The sequence below is a fragment of the Bradyrhizobium sp. JHI2711 genome, from assembly GCF_056156565.1.
The window spans coordinates 496,278-518,708 of the sequence record NZ_JBPZPT010000002.1 but is presented as its reverse complement, the minus strand read 5'-3'; the positions used below and the strand labels follow the sequence as shown (position 1 = coordinate 518,708).

15 protein-coding genes are annotated in these 22,431 nt (G+C 65.2%); 13 read left to right on the top strand and 2 right to left on the bottom strand.

Features of this window, described 5'->3' with window-relative positions; translation table 11 throughout:
• Window positions 1-171: 171 nt before the first annotated feature.
• The gene (locus tag ACTEK7_RS14985) at window positions 172-1,371 is read right to left on the bottom strand and encodes an extracellular catalytic domain type 1 short-chain-length polyhydroxyalkanoate depolymerase (protein WP_225148436.1); all 1,200 of its coding nucleotides are present in this window, start codon (window positions 1,369-1,371) and stop codon (window positions 172-174) included.
• Between the two features lie 473 nt (window positions 1,372-1,844).
• Here ACTEK7_RS14985 and ACTEK7_RS14980 point away from each other — a divergent pair, with 473 nt between their 5' ends.
• A complete protein-coding gene (locus ACTEK7_RS14980) occupies window positions 1,845-3,080 on the top strand; it encodes an LLM class flavin-dependent oxidoreductase (protein WP_109142075.1) in 1,236 nt (411 codons plus the stop codon).
• A 262-nt stretch (window positions 3,081-3,342) separates the two neighbouring features.
• The gene (locus ACTEK7_RS14975; protein ID WP_225134718.1) at window positions 3,343-4,719 is read left to right on the top strand and encodes a cytochrome P450; all 1,377 of its coding nucleotides are present in this window, start codon (window positions 3,343-3,345) and stop codon (window positions 4,717-4,719) included.
• A 131-nt stretch (window positions 4,720-4,850) separates the two neighbouring features.
• Here the strand turns inward: ACTEK7_RS14975 and ACTEK7_RS14970 are convergent, their stop codons facing one another.
• Complete coding sequence (locus tag ACTEK7_RS14970) at window positions 4,851-5,690, bottom strand: SDR family NAD(P)-dependent oxidoreductase (protein WP_225134717.1); 840 nt, start codon at window positions 5,688-5,690, stop codon at window positions 4,851-4,853.
• 179 nt (window positions 5,691-5,869) lie between these two features.
• Between ACTEK7_RS14970 and ACTEK7_RS14965 the strand changes: the two genes are divergently transcribed.
• From ACTEK7_RS14965 to ACTEK7_RS14915, 11 genes are all read left to right on the top strand, one after another.
• Window positions 5,870-6,835, top strand: coding sequence for a sensor histidine kinase (locus ACTEK7_RS14965; protein WP_036002370.1), 966 nt, complete (start codon window positions 5,870-5,872; stop codon window positions 6,833-6,835).
• Window positions 6,836-7,267: 432 nt separating this feature from the next.
• A complete protein-coding gene (locus ACTEK7_RS14960) occupies window positions 7,268-9,004 on the top strand; it encodes a putative bifunctional diguanylate cyclase/phosphodiesterase (protein ID WP_225148437.1) in 1,737 nt (578 codons plus the stop codon).
• Window positions 9,005-9,271: 267 nt separating this feature from the next.
• A complete protein-coding gene (locus tag ACTEK7_RS14955) occupies window positions 9,272-10,714 on the top strand; it encodes a sigma-54 interaction domain-containing protein (RefSeq protein ID WP_036038604.1) in 1,443 nt (480 codons plus the stop codon).
• Between the two features lie 245 nt (window positions 10,715-10,959).
• Window positions 10,960-12,993 (top strand): acyl CoA:acetate/3-ketoacid CoA transferase, encoded by a 2,034-nt coding sequence (locus tag ACTEK7_RS14950; protein ID WP_225148438.1) that lies wholly within the window; start codon window positions 10,960-10,962, stop codon window positions 12,991-12,993.
• Window positions 12,994-13,097: 104 nt separating this feature from the next.
• Window positions 13,098-14,282 carry a substrate-binding domain-containing protein gene (locus ACTEK7_RS14945; RefSeq protein ID WP_225148439.1) on the top strand — a complete coding sequence of 395 codons (1,185 nt, stop codon included), beginning with the start codon at window positions 13,098-13,100 and terminating at the stop codon, window positions 14,280-14,282.
• A gap of 200 nt (window positions 14,283-14,482) precedes the next feature.
• On the top strand, window positions 14,483-15,259 hold the full coding sequence (locus ACTEK7_RS14940) for an ABC transporter ATP-binding protein (RefSeq protein WP_057025906.1): 777 nt from the start codon (window positions 14,483-14,485) through the stop codon (window positions 15,257-15,259).
• Window positions 15,256-15,978 (top strand): ABC transporter ATP-binding protein, encoded by a 723-nt coding sequence (locus ACTEK7_RS14935; protein ID WP_057025905.1) that lies wholly within the window; start codon window positions 15,256-15,258, stop codon window positions 15,976-15,978. Before ACTEK7_RS14940 ends, ACTEK7_RS14935 begins: the two co-directional genes overlap by 4 nt.
• Window positions 15,975-16,985 carry a branched-chain amino acid ABC transporter permease gene (locus ACTEK7_RS14930; protein ID WP_036002397.1) on the top strand — a complete coding sequence of 337 codons (1,011 nt, stop codon included), beginning with the start codon at window positions 15,975-15,977 and terminating at the stop codon, window positions 16,983-16,985. Before ACTEK7_RS14935 ends, ACTEK7_RS14930 begins: the two co-directional genes overlap by 4 nt.
• Window positions 16,982-18,067, top strand: a complete 1,086-nt coding sequence (locus tag ACTEK7_RS14925) for a branched-chain amino acid ABC transporter permease (RefSeq protein WP_193760773.1) — start codon at window positions 16,982-16,984, stop codon at window positions 18,065-18,067. The genes ACTEK7_RS14930 and ACTEK7_RS14925 overlap by 4 nt, the downstream gene beginning before the upstream one ends.
• 171 nt (window positions 18,068-18,238) lie before the next feature.
• On the top strand, window positions 18,239-21,349 hold the full coding sequence (locus ACTEK7_RS14920; RefSeq protein ID WP_225148440.1) for a bifunctional diguanylate cyclase/phosphodiesterase: 3,111 nt from the start codon (window positions 18,239-18,241) through the stop codon (window positions 21,347-21,349).
• A complete protein-coding gene (locus ACTEK7_RS14915) occupies window positions 21,349-22,386 on the top strand; it encodes a sensor domain-containing diguanylate cyclase (protein ID WP_225148441.1) in 1,038 nt (345 codons plus the stop codon). The genes ACTEK7_RS14920 and ACTEK7_RS14915 overlap by 1 nt, the downstream gene beginning before the upstream one ends.
• Window positions 22,387-22,431 lie beyond the last annotated feature (45 nt).

Here is a 22,431-nt window from a genome sequence, read left to right as displayed (position 1 = left end):
AAACTCCGCTGTCATCCCGGACAAGCGCAAGCGCAGATCTGGGATCCATAACCACAGGGAGATGTGGTTACGGGGACTCGGAGTCACCTCTTCGTGCCCAACTTTGTCCTGTGGCTATGGGTCCCGGATCGGCACGCGCTTCAGGCGCGCTTGTCCGGGACGACAGCGAGGCTACTTCATCAATCCCGCGGCCGTGAGCGCGCGCGTGATGATCTGGCCGAGGTCGAAGCCGCGCACCTTCTCGCCCTGCGGCTCGGCCGGCTCCGCGGCGACCGCGGTGCGGATCGAGCGGGCGAGATGCGGTGCGGGCGACATCGCCGGCTTCGCGGCAGGCTTCGTCGCGGGCTTCGTGGCGGATTTGGCTTCCGCCTTCGTCGTCGCGGCGTCCGCAATCCAGCCGGTGAGGCCGAAGAACTTTGCGATGTGGTAGGACGAGGAGATGCCGGCCTCGATCAGGAAGGCGCCTTCGATGCCGTAGCGCTGATCGTTGTCGGCGAGCCCCAGCGGCGTGCCGTGCGCCATGTCGGTGATGGCATAGGACTCGACCAGCGTCTCGCCGTCCTTGTCCCACCAGGCCTGGCGCGGATAGCCGTCGACATTGGTCTCGGCCATCGGCAGTTCGGGCAGGCCATGCAGGTCGAGCCACTGCTTGACGATCTCGTTGGCATTGCCGGGATTGACGGTGCGGTCGGCGCTGCCGTGCCACACCGAGACCCTCGGCCAGGGGCCGCGATGATCGGAGGCGCTGCGCACGAGATCGCCGAGCTCGCGCGAAGGGCGCGCCGGGGAATGAAACATGCCGTCGAGCGCCTCGCGCAAGTTCGAGGCGATGCCGTAAGGCAGCCCGGCAATGATCGCGCCGGCCGCGAAGACTTCCGGATAGGTCGCGAGCATCACCGAGGTCATGCCGCCGCCGGCCGACAGGCCGGTGATGAAGACGCGCCTGGGATCGATGCGATGCGTCTTCACCATATGCGCGATCATCGCGCGGATCGAACCCGGCTCGCCGCTGTCCCGCGCGGTGTCCTCCGGATTGAACCAGTTGAAGCAGGCGTTGGCATTGTTGATGCGCTGCTGCTCGGGCATCAATAGCGCAAAGCCGTAATGTTGCGCGAGCGTCGACCAGCCCGCGCCGAGATCGTAAGCGGCCGCCGTTTGCCCGCAGCCATGCAGCACGACGACGAGCGCGCGCGGCCGCTGCAATTGCGCCGGCACGAACGCGAACATGCGCAAGGCGCCGGGATTGTCGCCGAAGCCAGAGACCTCCTGCAGCGGGCTCGATCCATCTGCACCGCGGCCGGGCTCGGCGAAGCGCAGTCCGTCCAGCCGGGGCAGACGTCTCAACAGATCGATGTTTCTGGCTAACGACACGGCAAGTTCCTGGTGGGCGACGTTCAACGTCTAGCCCAACCAGATAGTTGCTGCGGCGCAAAATAAAAAGACCGTGCGCTGTCAATCTCGGGAAATTGGCTGAAAATCTGCAAGAATCCGCACGTATTAACCGCAACGTCGCAATCTCGTGCCGATGCGCGGCGTATCCGCGCCGGAAATGCGGCGCCCATCATGACGAATGTCACAAATGACAAGAGCGAGGCGAGGAATTCTGCGCGCGCTGATTGTGAGGCTTCGCGGAGGTGTCGAACGCGAATGAAGGGACCCGCCCAATCGCGCTCGCGTGTCGTTATCGTGATGAAGCGCGAAGGAGGCGAGGACTACGCAACGTCTCGCTTGCCACCGCGCATGCCTGCATTCCACCGCGCGGGACATCGCGTGATTGCGTTCGTGCCGTCAGGCACGTAGCCTGACACGGCCAACAAACAGAAAATTCAGCCGGAGAGACCGCCATGGCGCGCCTGAAGTTCGGAGCCTTTCTTGCCCCGCATCACCCGATCGGGGAGCATCCGATGCTGCAGTTCCGGCGCGATCTCGACCTGGTCGAGCAGCTGGATGCGCTCGGCTATGACGAGTTCTGGTGCGGCGAGCATCATTCCTCGGGCTGGGAGATGATCGCCTCGCCCGAGATGTTCCTGGCCGCCGCCGGCGAGCGCACCAAGCGGATCAAGCTCGGCACCGGCGTTGTGTCGCTGCCCTATCACCATCCCTTCAACGTCGCCCAGCGCATGGTGCAGCTCGACCATATGACCGGCGGCCGCGCCATTTTCGGCTCCGGACCGGGCGCGCTCGCCTCCGACGCGCACACGCTCGGCATCGATCCGATGACGCAGCGCGACCGCCAGGACGAGGCGATCGGCATCATCCGCCGCCTCTTCAACGGCGAGCGCGTCACCGCCAAAAGCGACTGGTTCACGATGAACGACGCCGCGCTGCAGATCCTGCCCCTGCAGGAGGAGATGCCGTTCGTGGTGGCCTCGCAGATCTCGCCCTCCGGCATGACGCTCGCCGGAAAATACGGCATCGGCATCATCTCGCTGGGCTCGATGACGACGCAGGGCCTGATGTCGCTGCAGCAGCAATGGCAGTTCGCCGAGGATGCCGCCAAGAAGCACGGAACCACGGTGCGTCGCGCCGACTGGCGCGTGCTCCTGACCTGGCACATCGCGGAAACGCGCGAACAAGCCCGCCGCGAGGCCGGCGCCGGGCTGATGCGCTGGCACAACGAATATAATGTCGGAACGCTGCAGCGGCCGGGCCTCACCGCGTTCTCCTCGCCCGACGAGGCCGTCGACAAGACCGCCTTCGTCGAGGGGGCCGCGTCCACCATCGGCACGCCCGACGATCTCGTCAAGACCATCAAGAACGTGATGCAGGTCTCCGGAGGCGTCGGCGCCATCATCGGCTTCGTGCACGACTGGGCCAATCCGGAAAACACCCGCCGGAGCTGGGACATGGTGGCGCGCTACGTTGTGCCGGAGATCAACGGCTATATCGACGGGCTGCGCAGGTCGCAAAAATTCGTGATCGAGAACCGCGCGATCTTCGAGCGCGCGGGTCAGGCCGTGATGGCCAAGATCATGGAGAATGAGAAGGCCGCCGAGGCGCTGAAAGTGACCGGCCCCGGCCGCGTCGCCATTCCCGCCGTTAACGCGCCGGATCTGCAGAAGGAAGCGGCGAAGCGGTAGGCACTCCACTCGTCGTCCCGGGGCGCGCGCAGCGCGAGCTATGATGCGCAATTGCGCATCTGAGGACCCATAACCACAGGATGCGGATTTACGAAGACTCGGAGCTACCAGCCTCGCACCAAAACTCCTCCCTGTGGTTATGGGTCCCCGCCTCCGCGGGGACGACGGCGGTGGGAGTGACGATTTTGTGCGCAAGACGACCGCAGCTCATCGCGGCCGGATCGTGCTATGCTCGCGGAGCCAGCCAATCGGAGCAATCGTCATGTCGATGCAGAATGTGGCCGCCCCTGCGCTTCCGTTCACTCCGCCCAGGCGCAACGAGCTGACCCACATTCCCGGTGACGAAGGCTGGCCGATCATCGGCAAGACCTTTCAGGTGCTCGCCGATCCCAAGGGCCATATCGAGGCGAACGGCGCCAAGTACGGTCTGGTCTACCGCACGCACTTTTTCGGCGAGACCAACGTCGTGCTGCTCGGGCCCGAGGCCAACGAGCTCGTGCTGTTCGACCAGCAGAAGCTGTTCTCCTCGACCCATGGCTGGGACAAGGTGCTGGGGCTGTTGTTTCCGCGCGGATTGATGCTGCTCGATTTCGAGGAGCATCGCCTGCATCGCAAGGCGCTCTCGGTCGCGTTCAAGTCCGGGCCGATGAAGTCCTATCTCGGCGATCTCGACCGGGGCATTTCCGCGCGCGTCGCGCAGTGGAAGGCGAAGCCGGGCGAGATGCAGCTTTATCCGGCGATGAAACAGCTCACGCTCGATCTCGCCGCGGCCTCGTTCCTCGGCGCCGATATCGGGCCCGAGGTCGATGAGATCAACCGCGCCTTCGTCGACATGGTGGCCGCCGCCGTCACCCCGATCCGCCGCCCCCTGCCCGGCACCCAGATGGCGCGAGGGGTGAAGGGACGCAAGCGCATCATCGCCTATTTCCGCGAGCAGATTCCGCTGCGGCGCGGCAATCACGGTGGCGACGATCTGTTCTCGCAGCTCTGCCGCGCCACCCATGAGAACGGCGCGCTGCTGTCGGACCAGGACATCATCGACCATATGAGCTTCCTGATGATGGCCGCGCACGACACGCTGACCTCGTCGCTGACCTCCTTCATCGGCGAGCTCGCCGCCAATCCGGACTGGCAGGACCGGCTGCGCGCGGAGGTGCTCGCGCTCGGCCTCGCCTCCGGCGCGCCGACCAGCTTCGACGATCTCGAGAAGATGCCGCTGACCGAGATGGCGTTCAAGGAAGCGCTGCGGCTCAAGCCGCCGGTGCCGTCGATGCCGCGCCGCGCGATGCGCGATTTCAGCTTCAAGGGTTTTGCGATCCCCGCCGGCACCGCGATCGGCATCAACCCGCTCTATACCCACCACATGAAGGAGATCTGGCCGGAGCCGGACCGCTTCGATCCCCTGCGCTTCACCGAGGACGCGCAGCGTGGCCGTCACCGTTTCGCCTTCGTACCGTTCGGCGGCGGCGCGCATATGTGCCTCGGCCTGCACTTCGCCTACATGCAGGCGAAATGTTTCGCGCGGCATTTCCTGGAGAATATCGAAGTGTCGCTCGCGCCAGGCTACAAGCCCGACTGGCAGATGTGGCCGATCCCGAAGCCGCGGGACGGATTGCGGGTGCAGGTGAAGGCGGTGTAGCTTTTCGTGTCCCGGACGCGCGAAGCGCGAGCCGGGACCCAGATTGCCACAGGCAAGCTGCGGATGGATGGGCCCCGGCTCTGCGGAGCGGCGCTTCGCGCCGCACCGCGTCCGGGGCACGAAACTATCCGCTACGCCTCCTGGTCGAACGCCTTGCGCAAGGCCACATAGCCCTGCTGCTGCTGGCTCCAGTTGCGGCCGCCGGTCATGGCGCCGTCGACGACGAGGTCGTGGCCGTTGATGAAGCTGGATTCGTCGCTGGCCAGGAACACTGCGGCCTGGGCGATATCTTCAGGAAGACCCGCGCGGGGGATCGGCTGCGCGGTCTTGTAGACTTCGCGCATCACCGCCGGCGTCTTCTCGGCGGCATCGGTCGAGAGCCCCAGCGCCTTGCCGAAGATGCCGGTCGCGATCGCGCCGGGCGAGATCGAATTGACGCGAACATTGGATTCGCCGAGCTCCATCGCCACGCATTTAGTGAGATGGATCACCGCCGCCTTGGCCGCGCCATAGACCATCGACGACGAGAAGCCGGCGAGGCGGCCGGCAATGCTGCCATTGTTGATGATGCTGCCGCCGCCCTGCTTCTTCATGTAGGGTGCGGCGTGCTTCATGCCGAGCATGACGCTGCGCACCAGCGTCGCCATCGCCGCATCGAACCGCTCGACCTCGAGGCCTTCGATGCCGCCGGTCTGCGCCGGCCCGCCGGCATTGTTGAACAGGCAATCGACCCTGCCGAACTTGTCGACCGCGAGCGCGATCAGCGCCTGCATCTGCGCTTCGACGGTGACGTCGGTCTGAAGGAAGATGCAGCTTTCCCCGAGCTGCTTCGCCAGCGCCTCGCCTTCCGGTACGCGCCGGCCTGCGATCACAATTTTGGCACCTTCGGCAACGAAGACTTCCGCAGTGCGCAATCCGATGCCGCTCGTCGCCCCCGTGATCACCGCAACCTTGCCGTCCAGCCTGCCCATGGAATGTTCCTGTTTTCGAGTGATTTGATGCCAAATGGCGAATGCCGGCCGCCGCCGTCGCCGCAGCGGTCACTATTCCTGCCCGCTTCCGACAAGGCAAGCTATGCTTCAACGGGCGGCATGCGTAACATCCTCACGGGCCGCTTGATCGTCGAACGCCTATCGCAACCGGGCAGGGCATGAGGAAGCTGATCGAGGAGTTCCGCAAGGGCTGGCAGGGTGCGGCGCCGCCCTCGCTCGCTCTGAGCATCGGCTTTGCGGTGGTCTGCCTGTTGGCTGCAACCCTGGTCCGCTGGGGCCTCGCTCAGGTTCGTCCCGACATCTATTTCACGCCGTACTTCCCGGCCGTCTTCTTTGCTGCGGCCCTGGGCGGATTCCGGATCGGCATCGTGACGGCGCTCGTCGGCGGCGTGCTCGGCATCGCGCTGAATTTCGGCGATGCGTTTGCCGATCGCGCGCGGTTTGTCCTGCTGGCGCTTTACTGGACCGTGTGCGCGATCACCATCTGGGGTGTCGAGCACTATCGCACCATGTTGGCCGAGCAGCGCCGAATTTCCAGACGCCTGATCGAGGAAGAAGATTATCGCAAGCTGCTGGTCGAGGAGCTCCAGCATCGGCTGAAGAACAAGCTGTCGACGGTGCATGCCGTGGTGCACCAGGTGTTGCACGACCAGCCGCAGGTCTGGGCCCGGGTCGATCCGCGGCTGCGCTCGCTGGCCGCAACCGATGATTTGATCTCGCGGATCGACAAAGCCGGCTGCGACATTCGCGACCTTCTGATCTCCGAGCTCGGGCCTTACGGCCATGTCCGCTTCACGCTCAACGGCGAGCGGCTGTTCCTGCCGCCCAAGCTCGCGGTCACGCTGTCATTGATGTTTCACGAGCTTGCCACCAATGCAGGCAAGTACGGCGCATTCTCCTCACCGCGCGGTCTGTTGCAGGTGTCATGGACCATCACCGACGACCGCCTGACGATCACCTGGGACGAAACCGAAGGACCGAGCGTGGACAAGGTGTCGGAGCCCGGCTTCGGCACCAAGCTCTTGAAGTCGGCGCTGTCGGCTTTCGACGGCAAAACTGAGATCTCGTATCTGAAAACCGGGCTGCATTGCATCATGCAGTGCCGAATTCCACGAAGCGAGTAGACGTCGCAACATGTAAGGTGTGCTCCTTGCTGCCCGCGCGGTGGCGCAATCGCGTGTGGCACTTGCGCGACCTGAGCAAGCGCCTCGTCCTTCGAGACGACCGCTTCGCGGTCTCCTCAGGATGAGGCTAAGCGGCATCGGTGCTCGGGTGATATCGCGCAGCGCACTCCGGCCCTCATCCTGAGGGCCCGCCCACGGCGGGCGTCTCGAAGGATGGCCGCAGGCGAAATCGCTCCCACGCGGATACTTCGCTGTTTCGCCGAGCGCGTTGACGCTCCGTTAATGACGATCGCCAGCGCGCGTCGGATCGTCGCAAGTTTTCTCCAAAACACCCCCGTATTTCTCCTGACCCCTTAACCAAACTTAAGAGGGAACCGCGGAAGATCGCGCCCATTGCAAAGGCGCGCTGAAACAACAAGATTCATGACTTCTATGAACGACAATCAATATTCCGGCGCGACTGAAGCCGAGCTCGGTTTTCTCAAGGAAATCGTTAGAATGCTGCCGGCCGGCCTCACCGTGCAGGACGCGCATGGCGAGTTGCTGCTGGTCAACGATGCCGCCGCCGCGCAGCTCGGCCTGGACGGCAACCGTCCTTCACCCGATCTGACGCCGCGGCGCGAGGCCTGCCGCCAGGCCCTGAGCGACGGGCAGCCCGTCGTGACCGAGGAAGCGCTTCACGTCGGCGCCGCGCGAAAGGTGCTGCTCACGACCCATCGCCCCGTTCGTCTCGACGGACGCGAGCTCCTGATCTCCGCATCCTCCGACATCACCGAGCAGAAGAATTTCGAGGACCAGCTGTTCCGCTCGGCCTATTTCGACGAGCTGACCGGGCTGCCCTCGCGCCGCGTGATCGAGCACCGCGCCAATGCCCTGCTCGCGCACGACCGCAGCGGCGAACGTTTTGCGCTGGCCTTTCTCGACGTCGACAATTTCAAGCACATTAACGACTATTACGGCCACGCCGTGGGCGACGCGCTGCTGGTCGAGCTGGCGAAGCGGCTCGGACGGGACTTGCGCGATTCCGACATACTCTCGCGCATCTCGGGCGACGAATTCCTGCTGCTGCTGTCACCGGTCCAGAGCCAGGAGGAAGTCGCCGAATTCATGCAATCGACGCTGGAGCGGCTGACCGCGCCGTTCTTCATCGACCATTCGGAAGTGTTCGCCTCGACCTCAGTCGGCATCAGCCTCTATCCCGACCATGGACGCAGCTTCGAAACGCTGCGGCAGAACGCGGACATCGCGATGTACCGCATCAAGAACAACGGCAAGGGACTGGCTGCCTTCTTCGATGCCAGCATGGAGCGCGAGGCACAGGCGCGGATGAAGGTCGAGCAGTCGCTGCGGCTCGCCATCCTGGAAAAGCGCTTCTGCTGCGCCTTCCAGTCCAAGGTCGACATCCGCACCCAGGCGGTGAAGGGCATCGAGGCCCTGGTGCGCCTGCGCGACGACGAAGGCGTGATCCAGGCGCCCGGCTCGTTCATCGATCTTGCCGGCGAGCTCGGCCTAATCGACGAGCTGACCCATCTCGTGCTCGCCGAGATCGTCAAGTCGATCGACCTGATCAACGACACGTTCGGTCCGGAAGCGACCATCAGCATCAACGTCGCCGCCAAGCAGGCCGGCAATCCCGAATTCATGCGCAGCTTTGCGCAGGCGCTGGAGAAGACCGGCTTTCCGCAGCGCTTCATGATCGAGGTGACGGAAGATGCTTTCGTCGCCAAGAATCATTTTCAGGACGAGATCCTGCCGATGTTCCGCAAGCTCGGCGTCGGCGTCTCCATCGACGATTTCGGCACCGGCTATTCCTCGCTCTCGGCGCTGGCCGACATCACCGCCGACGAGATCAAGATCGACCGCTCCTTCATCACCGACATTCATAATCGTCCGCGCAGCCAGGGTATCCTGCGCGCGATCGAATCCTTGAGCGAGGCGCTCGGCATGACGGTGATCGCCGAAGGCCTCGAAACCTACGAGGAGCTGGCCTATCTGCAGGCGGCGACCAAGATCCGCTACGCGCAGGGCTATTATTTCTCCCGGCCGATCTTCCTGGAGGAGCTGAAGCTCGCAACGCCCTCCTCGAGCGAGGCGCGGGTCAGCGTGGCAAGCCGCCCGGCGCAACAGCACCGCCAGGGCTATTCGCGGGCGAGCGGGTACCGAAGGTAGGGGCGGCGCGCACACGCTCGTCATCCCGGGTCGCGCAAAGCGCGAGCCCAGGATCCATAACCACAGAAAGCCGCGTGACGCGGCACTGCCACTCCGAGTCTTCGTCAAACCTCTTCCTGTGGGTATGGGTCCCGGGCTCGCTTCGCGCCCCGGGACGACAGCAATTGTTGAACTGGCTTAAGCGCCATTCCCTGTTTAGCCCCATTTCCCCCTTTGAAATCGCTGCACTTTTGCTAATACACGGGGCGGACCTCCCCGAGGTATCTCATGCCTGCCGCCGCCTCCTCGATCAGCGATCCCGCCTATCTCCGTGCGCGCGCAATGGAAACGCTGTTCGAGCGGCTGGAGAAGCTCTGCGAGGGCGCGATTGCGATCGATCGCGGCGGGCGCGTCGTCTACGTCAACGAGAAATATCTTGCCGCGCTCGGTCTCGACCATGCCAGCGAGGCGATCGGCCGGTCGATCGAGGAGGTCATCCCGAACAGCCTGATGCGGAAGGTGGCCGAGACCGGCGAGCCGATCCTGCTCGACATCATGGAGCTCGGCGGCGAGCAACTCGTCGTCACCCGCATGCCGATCGAGGACGAGAACGGGACGGTGATCGGCGCGATCGGCTTCGTGCTCTATGATCATCTCGAAAGCCTGAAGCCCCTGCTCGCCCGCGTCGCCCAGCTCGAGAGCGATCTGCGGCTGGCGCGGCGGCAATTGTCCAACGCCCGTGCGGCGCGCTTCACCTTCGCCGATTTCGTCGGCACGACGCCTGCCATTGCTCACGCCAAGGAGCTCGCCAGCCGAGCCGCGCGGCAGAGCGTCACCGTCCTGCTCACCGGCGAGACCGGGACGGGCAAGGAGATGTTGGCACAGGCGATCCACAACGCCTCCTCGCGCGCCGACAAGCCGTTCGTCAGCGTCAACGTCGCCGCCATCCCCGAGACCCTGATCGAATCGGAGTTCTTCGGCACTGCGCCGGGCGCCTATACCGGCGCCGACCGACGGGGACGCGAGGGCAAGTTCCGCATTGCCGACGGCGGCACGCTGTTCCTCGACGAGATCGGCGAGATGCCGCTGCAATTGCAGGCCAAGCTGCTGCGCGTGCTCCAGGAGCGCGAGATCGAGCCGCTCGGCTCGGACAAGATCACCAGGGTCGACGTCCGCGTCATCGCCGCGACCAATGTGGACCTGCGCAAGCGTGTCAGCGACGGCGCGTTTCGCGCCGATCTCTACTACCGCCTCAACGTGCTTTCGGTCGACCTGCCGCCGCTCCGCCACTGCCTCGACGATCTCCCCGACATCTGCGCCCGGCTGCTCGACGACATCAGCGCGTCGGGCGACTACGTCAAGGCGAAGATCACGCCGAGCGCGCTCGCTGCGCTCGCCCGTTACGATTGGCCGGGCAATGTCCGCGAGCTCCGCAACATCCTCGAGCGCGCGCTGATCCTCAGCGATTCCGGGCGGCTGACCGGCGAGGATGTCGCCCGCATTCTCCCCATCGGCACCGAGGTCAGGCTTGCACCGGCCGAGCGCCCGGCCGGATTGGTGGTACCCTATGCCGAAGCCGAGGCCGAGTTCGAGAAGCAGACGCTCGAACAGGCGCTCGCCGCCAGCAACGGCCAGATCACCGAGGCCGCCCGGATGCTGCGGATCTCGCGCGCGACCTTCTACAAGAAGCTCGCGAAATTCGGCCTCGCCTCGGGATCGGCGCCCGTCTGAGTTTCGAGACACCGGACTGTCCGGAGTCTCGGATTCCGGACACCGCACCCGGCTGCTCTTCCGGGACAGATTGCAGGCAATTGCCGCAGATTTCAGCGGTTTTGCGCGAGGTTGCGGGATCTGGCGCGGACCTTGCTCTCCGCTTTGCCGTCTTTCCTTCGCGAGGAGCAACCTGTTCCGGGGCAGCGCTTCGCGATAAGATCAAGCACAACAAGGCCTACGGTCCAGGGAGCGGGAGGAACGCCGTGAGCCATCATCCAGCTCTGCCTTACTTGCGCAATTCCGAGAAGGGCAAGGTCGTCTCGGCGAATGAAGCCGTCATGCTGATCCGCGACGGCGACACGGTGGCAACCGGCGGCTTCGTCGGCATCGGCTTTGCCGAGGAGATCGCCATCGCACTGGAGGAGCTCTATCTGTCCCATGAGGGCGATGCGCCCTATACGCAAGGCAAGCCGCGCAATCTGACGCTGGTCTATGCGGCCGGTCAGGGCGACGGCAAGCAGCGCGGCCTCAATCATTTCGGACATGAAGGCCTGGTGCGGCGCGTGATCGGCGGGCATTGGGGCCTTGCGCCGAAACTGCAGCAGCTCGCGATCGCGAACCAGATCGAGGCCTACAACCTGCCGCAGGGCGTCATCACCCATCTGTTCCGCGACATCGCCGCGCACCGGCCCGGCCACATCACCCGCGTCGGCATGGGCACCTTCGTCGATCCCCGGCACGGCGGCGGCAAGCTGAACGCACGCACCACCGAGGACCTGGTGGAGCTGATCACGCTGCGCGGCGAGGAGTGCCTGCTCTACAAGACCTTCCCGATCGATGTCGGGATCATCCGCGCCACCACCGGCGATCCCGACGGCAATCTCACCATGGAGAAGGAGGCCCTGACGCTGGAGGCGCTTGCCATCGCCATGGCGGCGCATAATTCCGGCGGCATCGTCATCGCCCAGGTCGAGCGCGTCGCCGAGGCCGGCAGCCTCAATCCGCGTCAAGTGAGGATTCCCGGCATCCTCGTCGACTGTGTCGTGGTGTCAAGGCCCGAGAACCACTGGCAGACTTTCGGCACGCAATACAATCCGGCCTTCTCGAGCGAGATCCGGGTCCGCGCCGCCTCGCTGCCGGTGATGCCGATCAGCGAGCGCAAGATCATCGCCCGGCGCGCGGCGCTGGAGCTGAAGGCCAACAGCGTCGTCAATCTCGGCATCGGCATGCCCGAGGGGATCGCCTCGGTCGCCAATGAAGAGCGGATCATCGACCTCATCACGCTGACGGCGGAGCCGGGCGTGATCGGCGGCATCCCGGCGAGCGGCATCGATTTCGGCGCGGCGATCAACACGCAGGCGGTGATCGACCAGCCGTACCAGTTCGACTTCTACGACGGCGGCGGTTTGGACGCCGCCTTCCTTGGGCTTGCCCAGGTCGACCGCGCCGGCAACCTCAATGTCAGCAAGTTCGGGCCGAAGCTCGCAGGCGCTGGCGGCTTCATCAACATCAGCCAGAACGCCAAGGAAGTGATCTTCGTCGGCACGTTCGGTGCGGGCAAGCAACGCATCGCGGTGAAGGACGGCAAGCTCGTCATCCTGGACGAGGCCACGTCGCGCAAATTCGTCGAGAATGTCGAGCACGTCACCTTCAGCGGCCCGTTTGCCGCCGCGCGCAAGCAACGCACCCTTTACGTCACCGAGCGCTGCGTGTTCGAGCTCCGGGAGGACGGGCTCGAGCTCGTCGAGGTCGCGCCCGGCATCGACATCGAGCGCGACATCCTGCGCCTGATGGACTTCAAGCCGCTGATCCCGCGCGACCCCGCCCTGATGGACGCGCGCATCTTCGGCGACGGCCTGATGGATCTGCGCGAGCGCCTGCTCACCATCCCGCTCGACCAGCGCTTCACGCTGGACGAGCAGCAGGACCTGTTCTTCGTCAATCTCGAGCGCTATCCGCTGCGCAGCAAGGCGGAGATCGACACCATCGCCGCCATCGTCGAGGCCCGCCTGGCGCCGCTCGGACGCCGCGTCTACGCCATCGTCAATTATGACAATTTTTCTATCCTGCCGGAACTGATGGACGATTATTCGGCCATGGTGCGCAGCCTCGTCGACCGCTTCTATTCCGGCGTGTCGCGCTACACCACGTCGGGTTTCCTGCGCATCAAGCTCGGCGAAGCCCTGGAGAAGCGCGGCGTCGCGCCGCACATCTTCGAGAGCGCGGAGGAAGCGCAGTCGGACTGGCGCCAGGTCGAGGCCGGCGCGGCGCGCAATGCGAGCCAGGCTCAAAAATGATGCATGCTCTCGCGCCGGCGCACGCCGCCGGAAGGATCAATTGCAATGTTCGTGACGTTGTGCAAATCGCTGTTGGCAGAAACTTTACATCAGGAGGGACCATCGTGCGTCGATCACTCATCATAACAACAACCATCCTCGCGCTCGGCGCGGGCACCTCCGCGCTCGCCGACGATCTCAAGATCGCGCTGATCTACGGCAAGACCGGTCCGCTCGAGGCCTACGCCAAGCAGACCGAGACCGGCCTGAAGATGGGATTCGAATACGCCACCAAGGGCAGCATGACGCTCGACGGCCGCAAGATCGTCATCATCACCAAGGACGACCAGGGCAAGCCGGACCTCGCCAAGGCCGCGCTCTCGGAGGCCTATCAGGATGACAAGGTCGATATCGCGATCGGCACGACCTCGTCGGCCGCGGCGCTCGCCATTCTTCCCGTCGCCGAGGAGAACAAGAAGATCCTGATCGTCGAGCCCGCGGTCGCGGACCAGATTACCGGCGAGAAATGGAATCGCTACATCTTCCGCACGGCGCGCAACTCCTCGCAGGACGCGATCTCCAACGCGGTCGCGATCGGCAAGCAGGGCGTCACCGTGGCGACGCTGGCGCAGGACTACGCCTTCGGCCGCGACGGCGTCGCCGCGTTCAAGGAAGCGCTCGCCAAGACCGGCGCGACGCTCGCGGCCGAAGAATATGCCCCGACTTCGACCACCGACTTCACCGCGGTCGGCCAGCGCCTGTTCGACGCGCTGAAGGACAAGCCGGGCCGCAAGGTGATCTGGGTGATCTGGGCCGGCGCCGGCAATCCGCTGGCCAAGCTCCAGGACATGGACCCGAAGCGCTACGGCATCGAGCTCTCCACCGGCGGCAACATCCTGCCGGCGCTCGCCGCCTATAAGGGTCTGCCCGGCATGGAAGGCGCGACCTACTACTTCTATGAGATCCCGAAGAACCCGGTGAACGACTGGCTCGTCGCCGAGCATCAGAAGCGCTTCAACGCGCCGCCGGACTTCTTCACCGCGGGCGGCTTTGCGGCTGCGATGTCCGTCGTCGCCGCCGTCACCAAGGCGAAGTCGACCGACACCGAGAAGCTGATCAACGCGATGGAGGGCCTGGAGTTCGACACGCCCAAGGGCAAGATGGTGTTCCGGAAAGAGGACCATCAGGCGCTGCAGAGCATGTATCACTTCAAGGTCAAGGTCGATCCGAACGTCGCCTGGGCCGTGCTCGAGCCGGTGCGCGAGCTGAAGATCGAGGACATGAACGTTCCGATCAAGAACAAGCGGTAAGCTTTCTTGCTTCACCTCTCCCGCTCTTGTCCGCCGAAGCCTTGGCGAAGGCGGATGCGGAGAGGCCGGGAGAGGACTCCTTCCTCTTGGGGGTTCTCGCCTGCGGAGACAGCCCTCTGCCCGACCCTCCCCCGCAAGCGGGGGAGGGAGCGCAGCGTGACCTGCGGATCTATCTCGTTTCATCATTTGCCAGACTCTCCATGCCGCTCACCCTCGAAACCCGCGACCTCACCATCCGCTTCGGCGGCCATGTCGCGGTCAACAATGTCTCCTGCACGTTTCGCCCGGGCGAGCTCACCGCCATCGTCGGGCCGAACGGCGCCGGCAAGACCACCTATTTCAATCTGATCTCGGGCCAGCTGCGGGCATCCGGCGGCAGCATCCTGTTCGACGGCGCCGACATCACCGAGCATTCCGCACCAATGCGCACCCGTGCGGGTCTCGGACGTGCTTTCCAGCTCACCAATCTCTTCCCGAACCTCTCAGTGGAAGAGAATGTCCGCCTCGCAGTGCAGGCGGCAGCGGGCACGCATTACGACATGCTGCGGCCCTGGATGGTGCGCCGCGACCTGATCGCGCGCGCCGACGCCATCCTCGACCAGGTCGCGCTCGGCAATCGCCGCGGCGTCACTGCGACCGCGTTGTCGCATGGCGACCAGCGCAAGCTCGAGGTGGCGCTGATGATCGCGCTCGAGCCAAAAGTCTTCATGTTCGACGAACCGACCGCCGGCATGAGCATCGACGAGGTGCCGATCGTCCTGAACCTGATCGCGCAGCTCAAGCAGGACAAGAGCAAGATCATCCTCCTGGTCGAGCACAAGATGGATGTGGTGCGCTCGCTCGCCGACCGCATCATCGTGCTGCATAACGGGCAGCTGGTGGCGGACGGCGCACCCGCCGAGGTGATCGCCTCGCCGATCGTGCAGGAAGCCTATCTCGGCGTCGCGCCCAAAAGCGCTGCAGGGAGCGCAGCATGAGCGATCTCCTCAAGCTTTCCGGCGTGCACACCCATATCGGGCGCTATCACATCCTGCAGGGCATCGATCTCGCCGTTGCGGAAGGACAGGTCACGATGCTGCTCGGCCGCAACGGCGCCGGCAAGACCACGACGCTGCGGACCATCATAGGCCTGTGGCAGGCCTCGAAAGGCGAGATCACCCTGGCAGGCCAGCGCATCGAGAGCCTTGCGACGCCCGACATCGCGCGGCTCGGCGTCGGCTACGTGCCGGAGAGCATGGCCGTGTTCTCCGATCTCACGGTGAAGGAGAACCTGGTGCTGGCGGCGCGCGACGCGCCGCTCGACGACAAGCAGCTGGATTGGATCTTCGGCTTCTTCCCGGCGCTGCGCCGCTTCTGGCTGTCGCGCGCGGGAAGCCTGTCGGGCGGGCAGAAGCAGATGCTGTCGATTGCGCGCGCGATCGTCGAGCCGCGCAAGCTGCTCCTGATCGACGAGCCGACCAAGGGCCTCGCGCCCGCCATCGTGATGGCGCTGATCGAGTGCCTGAAGGAGATCAAGCGCAAGGGCGCCACGATCCTGATGGTCGAGCAGAATTTCTTTGCCGCCCGCGAGCTCGGCGACAACGTGCTGGTGATGGACAACGGCACCATCGTTCATCGCGGCGAGATGGCGGCACTCGCCGCCGACGTGCCGCTGCAGGAGCGGCTGCTCGGCCTGAGCCTGGAGGCGCATCAGTGACAGACCTTGCCGCAACCGATCCGCTGCCGAAGCCGAAACGCGATCTCGCGCCGATCCTGCTGCCGCTCGCGCTCGCGCTGCTGATGATCCCGCTGATCGGATCGACCTCGTCCTGGCTGACGCTGACCGTCGCGAGCCTCGCCATGGGCATGATGATCTTCATCATGGCCTCAGGGCTAACGCTGGTGTTCGGCCTGATGGACGTGCTCAATTTCGGCCACGGCGCCTTCATCGCCGTCGGCGCCTATGTCGCGACCCTGGTGCTGGCGCCGTTCGCGGCGTCCATCCAGGCCGATTCGCTCTGGATGAACCTCGCGGTGCTGGGGCCAGCCGCGCTGCTCTCAATGGCGGTGTCGGGTGCGCTCGGCCTCGTCGTCGAGCGCGTGCTCATCCTTCCCGTCTACGGCCAGCACCTGAAGCAGATCCTGATGACCACCGGCGGCCTGATCGTCGCCGAGCAGACGCTCTATGCGCTGTGGGGGCCGCAGATCATCCCGATGCCGCTGCCGGCCTCGCTCCGCGGCTCCTTCATCATCGGCGACGTCGCGATCGCCAAGTACCGCGTGCTGGCGATGCTGATCGGGCTTTCCGTCTTCATCGCGATCCAGCTCGTGCTCAACCGCACCAAGCTCGGCCTCCTGATCCGCGCCGGCGTCGAGAACCGCGAGATGGTGGAGGCGCTCGGCTACCGCATCCGCCGCCTGTTCCTCGGCGTGTTCATGACCGGATCGGCGCTGGCCGGCCTCGGCGGCGTGATGTGGGCGCTTTACCGCGAGCAGGTGCACGCCTCCATGAGTGACGACCTCACCGTCCTGATCTTCATCGTCGTCATCATCGGCGGGTTGGGATCGATCGGCGGCTGCTTCATCGGCGCCATCCTCGTCGCCATGGTCGCCAATTACGGCGGCTTCCTGGTGCCGAAGCTCGCCCTCGTCTCCAACATCCTGCTGATGGTCGCCATTCTGATGTGGCGGCCGCGCGGCCTCTATGCAGTGACCAGCCGATGATGATCCTCTCAGGCGATCCGCCGCGCAGTCGCGTCCTGACGCTCGTTCTCGTCGTCATCATCCTGGCGCTGGCGGCAACGCCATTCCTGTTCCCGGGCGCCAAGGCACTGAACGTCGCGGCCAAGATCTGCATCTTCGCAGCCCTCGTCGCCTCCTACGATCTCCTGCTCGGCTATACCGGCTCGGTGTCGTTCGCCCACACCATGTTCTACGGCATCGGCAGCTACGCGATCGCGATCGCGCTGTACGGCATGGGTCCGAACTGGGCCGCGGTCGCCACCGGCATCGTCGCCGGCCTGCCGCTCGCAGCCCTGCTTGCGCTCGCGATCGGGCTGTTCTCGCTGCGGGTCGCTGCGATCTTCTTCGCCATGATCACGCTTGCGGTCGCCTCGGCCTTCCAGGTGCTGGCCTCGCAGCTGTCCTGGCTGACCGGTGGTGAGGACGGGCGCAGCTTCCAGCTGCCGGAGCTGCTGCGCCCCGGCACGGTGCTGATCTCCAAGAACCTGTTCGGCTTCGAGATCAACGGCCGCATCCTGACCTTCTACCTGGTGTTCGCGATCTCGGCCCTGATGATCCTCGCGCTGCTGCGCGTCGTGAACTCGCCGTTCGGGCGCGTGCTCCAGGCGATCCGCGAAAATCGTTTCCGGGCCGAGGCGCTCGGCTTCCGCACCGTGTTCCACCTCACCTACGCCAACTGCCTCGCCGCTCTCGTCGCAGCCAGCGCCGGCATCCTGAATGCGCTGTGGCTGCGCTATGCAGGTCCCGACACCTCGCTGAGCTTCTCCATCATGCTCGACATCCTGCTGATGGTGGTGATCGGCGGCATGGGCACGATCTACGGCGCGATCATCGGCGCCACCATCTTCATCCTTGCCCAGAATTATCTGCAGTCGCTGATGGGCGTCGCCTCCAAGGCGGCGGACGAAGCCGGGCTGCCGCTGCTGCCGGGGCTGTTGCATCCCGACCGCTGGCTGCTGTGGCTCGGGCTGCTATTCATCGCCAGCGTCTATTTCTTCCCGACCGGCGTGGTCGGACGGCTGCGCCATGGCGGCGGCAAGAAGACCGCCGGCGCCTCGCATTAACCGATGATTCATGATGCAGCGCCGCGTTTGCGGCGGCGCCGCACAACCGGCGCGATACAAGCGCGGCTACATATCGGCGCCATCACGCAACCGGATTAACGCTCAGGTAACTGGTTTTCCTAAGGTTTGCGCCATTTGTGCGGTGTATTCCTGTTCTTCCAGGGAGGGGGAATGCGCCAGGTCTTTGCCAAGGTAGCAGCCGGAATGTCTCTAGCCGCGAGGAACGGCTGGGAGGCCTTGGCGCGCCGCGGTCCTGTCCTGTGGCTGACCTTGTGCGGCGTATTTCTGGTCGCGGGCATTTTCATCGTCACGGCCATGGCGGTCGGCGAATTCCGCGAGCGGACCCTCGCCAACCGCGAGCGTGAGCTCGAAAACACGGTGAAGCTGATCGCGCGGCATTTCGATCAGCAATTCGAGGATTCCGACGTCGTCGCCGCCGACCTGATCGGACAGATGAACCTGCCGGAGATCACCTCGCCTGCGATGTTCCGCGAGCGCCTGTCCGGGCCTGCCGCCAACCAGATGCTGCGCAGCAAGATGAGCTCCGTGTCGTATCTCGGCGACATCGCGATCTACGATGCCGAGGGCGAGCTGATCAACTGGTCGCGGGCCCAGCCGCTGCCCAAGATCAACATCTCCGCGCGCGCCTATTTCCAGTCGTTCAAGTTCAACCCGGCGGCCGAGCCGGTCATCCTGGAATCGGTCCGCAGCCTCATCATCGGCAAATGGACCACGGTCGTCGCACGCCGGCTGCGCGGCGCGGACGGCACATTCCTCGGCGCCATGGTGCGGCGGATCGACCCGAACAGCTATCAGCAATATTTCGCGTCGGTCGCGCTCGCCGACGGCACGGCCATCTCGCTGTTCGATCGCGAGGGCAAGATGCTGGCGCGCTATCCGCACGCCGAGGAGCTGATCGGGCGGAACTTCAAGGACGGGCCGCTGATGCAGAAAGTGCTGGCCGAAGGCGGTCAGCAGACGCTCCGCGGGAGGAGCCCCGTCACCGGTGAGGAGCGGCTCGGCTCGGCTGCGTCGCTGACGCATTTCCCGCTGGTCATCATCGCCACCAATACCACGGCAGCGGCACTTGCGGACTGGCGGCAGCAAACCGGCTTCATGGTGGCCACGGCAGGCTTCGCGGCCAGCGTGATCGCGCTGATCCTCTATCTGATCATTCGCCAGATCAACCGGCAGAACCGCGAGGCCCAGCAGCGGATCGAGGCGGAGCGGCTGCGGCTCGATACTGCCCTCAACAACATGTCGCAAGGGCTGATCCTGTACGACGCGGGCGGCACCATCGTCACCTGCAACCGCCGCTACGCCGACATGTTCGGCCTGTCCCACGACGTCATCAAGCCCGGCTGCCACATCCGCGAGGCGATGTATCATCGCAAGGAGCGCGGCGCATTCGATGGCGATGTCGAAGCGTTTTGCGCCGACGTCATGAGGGTCGTCGCCGAAGGCACGGTCTCGACGAGAACGCATCAGCTGGCCAACGGCCGCGCCTTCCAGGTCATCAACACGCCGCTCGCGCAGGGCGGCTGGGTCGCCACGATCGAGGACATCACCGAGCAGCGCAATCTGGAGCAGGAGCGCGACCGCAACTACACCTTCCTGCGCGAGATCATCGATCATATCCCGTCACGGATCACCGTGAAGGATGCCCGCACGCGGCGCTACCTGCTGGCCAACCAGGTGGCCGAGCAACAACTCGGCGAAACCAGCAAGACGATCGTCGGCAAGACCGCGTTCGATCTCTATCCGGCAGAAACCGCCGGGATCATCACCCGGGACGACGACAAGCTGCTGCAATCGCCGGACGGGCTGTTCCTGGACGAGCACGTGTGGACCACGCCAAGCATCGGACGGCGCTACATCACGTCCACCCGGATCGGAATCCGCGACAGGTCGGGCGAGCCGCGCTACATCATCAATGTCGTCGAGGACGTCACGGAGCGGCGGCGCGATCACGAGAAGATCGCGCATATGGCGCATTACGACGCGCTGACCGACCTGCCGAACCGGGCCCTGTTCCGCGAGCAGATCGAATGCGAGCTGGAGAAGGTCGCCGAAGGCGGCCAGTTTGCGCTGCTCTACATCGACGTCGACGAGTTCAAGGGCATCAACGATTCGCTCGGTCATCACGTCGGCGACGAGCTGTTGAAGGCGATAGGCGGCCGTCTGCGCGGCTGTCTCAAGCAGGGCGATTTGATCGCGCGGCTCGGGGGCGACGAATTCGCCGTGATCCAGACCGACATCGGGTCTTCCGCCGACGTGCTGTCCTTCGTGAAGCGGATCTACCAGGCGATCCGGCAGCCCTATCATTGCCTCGGCCATCAGCTCTCCACCGATGCCAGCATCGGCATCGCGCTGGCGCCCCAGGACGGCGCCGATCTCGATCAGCTGGTCAAGAACGCCGACCTCGCGATGTACGGGGCCAAGGCCGAGGGGCGGCGCACCCACCGCTTCTTCGAGCCCGCAATGGATGCCTGCGCCAAGGCACGCCTCAGCATGGAGCAGGATTTACGCCAAGCCCTCGTCAACGGCGGCTTCGAGATTCACTATCAGCCGCTGGTCGACCTGCGCTCGGGTGAAGTCTCCGGCTGCGAGGCGCTGCTGCGCTGGCGCCATCCCCAGCGCGGCATGGTGTCGCCGGCGGAGTTCATTCCGGTCGCCGAGGACACCGGCCTCATCACCGAGCTCGGCGACTGGGTGCTGCGCACCGCCTGCAGTGAGGCCGCGACCTGGCCGGCGCATGTGCGCCTCGCGGTCAACGTCTCGCCCGTGCAGCTCAAATGCGACACGCTGGCGCTGCGAATCGCGGGCGCGCTCGCCGCCTCCGGCCTCGACCCGCGCCGGCTCGAGCTCGAGATCACCGAGGCCGTGCTGATCCGCGACGACGAGGCGGCGCTCTCGATCCTGCACCAGTTGCGGTCGATCGGCGTGCGCATCGCGCTCGACGATTTCGGCACCGGCTATTCCTCGCTGAGCTATCTGAAGCGCTTCCCGTTCGACAAGATCAAGATCGACCGCTGCTTCGTCGTCGACATCGCCGAGGCGAGCGGCTCGCCCATCATCGTGCAGGCGGTGGTGAACATCGCGGCCGCCAGCAGCATGACCACGGTCGCCGAGGGCGTCGAGACCGAGGCGCAGCGCGACATGCTGCGCGCGCTCGGCTGCACGCAGATGCAGGGCTATCTGTTCAGTGCACCGAAGCCGGCCAGCGAGGTACGCAAGCTGTTCGGTCCCTCCGATGGCTTGCCCGTGGCTGCGGTGGCCTGATGCCGAAGTCGCGCAAGGCGCTCGATGTCGCCGATTCCTACGCCGTCCGGCTGATGCAGCACCTCGTGGTGCCGACCTTCGTGATTGACCCGAAGCGCCGCGTCGTGATCTGGAACAGAGCCTGCGAGCGGCTGACCGGCGTCGGAGCCGCCGAAGTGATCGGCACCAGCAAGCACTGGCAGGCGTTCTACGAGACGAAGCGCCCTTGCCTTGCCGACCTCGTCGCCCTCGACCGGCCCGAGCAGTTGCCGGAGTATTATTCGGAATATGCCGCGCGCGGCCACAACGGGCTCGGCTTCTCCGCGGAGAACTGGTGCGTGATGCCCAAGCTCGGCAGCCAGCTCTATCTCGCCATCGACGCCGGCCCGATCCACGACGAGGCCGGCAACCTGATCGCGGTGGTGGAGACTCTGCGCGACCTCACCGACCAGAAGCGCGCCGAGATGGCGCTGAAGGAGCTCGCGACCAAGGACGGGCTCACTGGCCTCGCGAACCGCCGCGCCTTCGACCAGATGCTGCTCGGCGAATGGGCCCGTGCCCAGCGCACGCAGAAGCCGCTGGCGCTGCTGTTCGTCGACGTCGACCATTTCAAGCTGTTCAACGACCAGCACGGCCACCAGAGCGGCGACGAGTGCCTGCGCGCGGTCGCTGACGTCGTCAGCCGGCATGCGGTGCGCCCGCTCGACCTCGCCAGCCGCTATGGCGGCGAGGAGTTTGCGCTGATCCTCCCCGACATGGATTGCGACAGCGCCTGCATGGTGGCCGAGGCGATCCGCTGCGCCGTGATGGCCTTGGCGATCGCCCATGGCGCGATCGGCGCCGGCGACCACGTTACCCTCAGCGTCGGCGTCGCAAGCCATATTCCCGGCGGTGCCGACGGCGGCCCCGACCGGCTGCTCGGCGCGGCCGACGAGGCGCTCTATGTCGCCAAACGCCTCGGCCGCAACCGCGTCATCTGCGCCGACAGGATTTTGGCCGAATTCGCCGCCCTCGGCGGCAAGCCGGTTCCGGACCCGGTCAAGCGCAAATCGGCCTGAAGCGCGCTTCCATCGAGAAGCGGTTGCCCGCCCCGCGCCAATCGG

Bases quoted from the DNA above. Each gene is read 5' to 3' on its own strand.
- ACTEK7_RS14915 (WP_225148441.1), top strand. From the start codon at position 21,349: ATGCCGAAGTCGCGCAAGGCGCTCGATGTCGCCGATTCCTACGCCGTC.
- ACTEK7_RS14960 (WP_225148437.1), top strand. From the start codon at position 7,268: ATGAACGACAATCAATATTCCGGCGCGACTGAAGCCGAGCTCGGTTTT.
- ACTEK7_RS14920 (WP_225148440.1), top strand. From the start codon at position 18,239: ATGCGCCAGGTCTTTGCCAAGGTAGCAGCCGGAATGTCTCTAGCCGCG.
- ACTEK7_RS14980 (WP_109142075.1), top strand. From the start codon at position 1,845: ATGGCGCGCCTGAAGTTCGGAGCCTTTCTTGCCCCGCATCACCCGATC.
- ACTEK7_RS14935 (WP_057025905.1), top strand. From the start codon at position 15,256: ATGAGCGATCTCCTCAAGCTTTCCGGCGTGCACACCCATATCGGGCGC.
- ACTEK7_RS14940 (WP_057025906.1), top strand. From the start codon at position 14,483: ATGCCGCTCACCCTCGAAACCCGCGACCTCACCATCCGCTTCGGCGGC.
- ACTEK7_RS14955 (WP_036038604.1), top strand. From the start codon at position 9,272: ATGCCTGCCGCCGCCTCCTCGATCAGCGATCCCGCCTATCTCCGTGCG.
- ACTEK7_RS14925 (WP_193760773.1), top strand. From the start codon at position 16,982: ATGATGATCCTCTCAGGCGATCCGCCGCGCAGTCGCGTCCTGACGCTC.
- ACTEK7_RS14970 (WP_225134717.1), bottom strand. From the start codon at position 5,690: ATGGGCAGGCTGGACGGCAAGGTTGCGGTGATCACGGGGGCGACGAGC.
- ACTEK7_RS14965 (WP_036002370.1), top strand. From the start codon at position 5,870: ATGAGGAAGCTGATCGAGGAGTTCCGCAAGGGCTGGCAGGGTGCGGCG.
- ACTEK7_RS14975 (WP_225134718.1), top strand. From the start codon at position 3,343: ATGTCGATGCAGAATGTGGCCGCCCCTGCGCTTCCGTTCACTCCGCCC.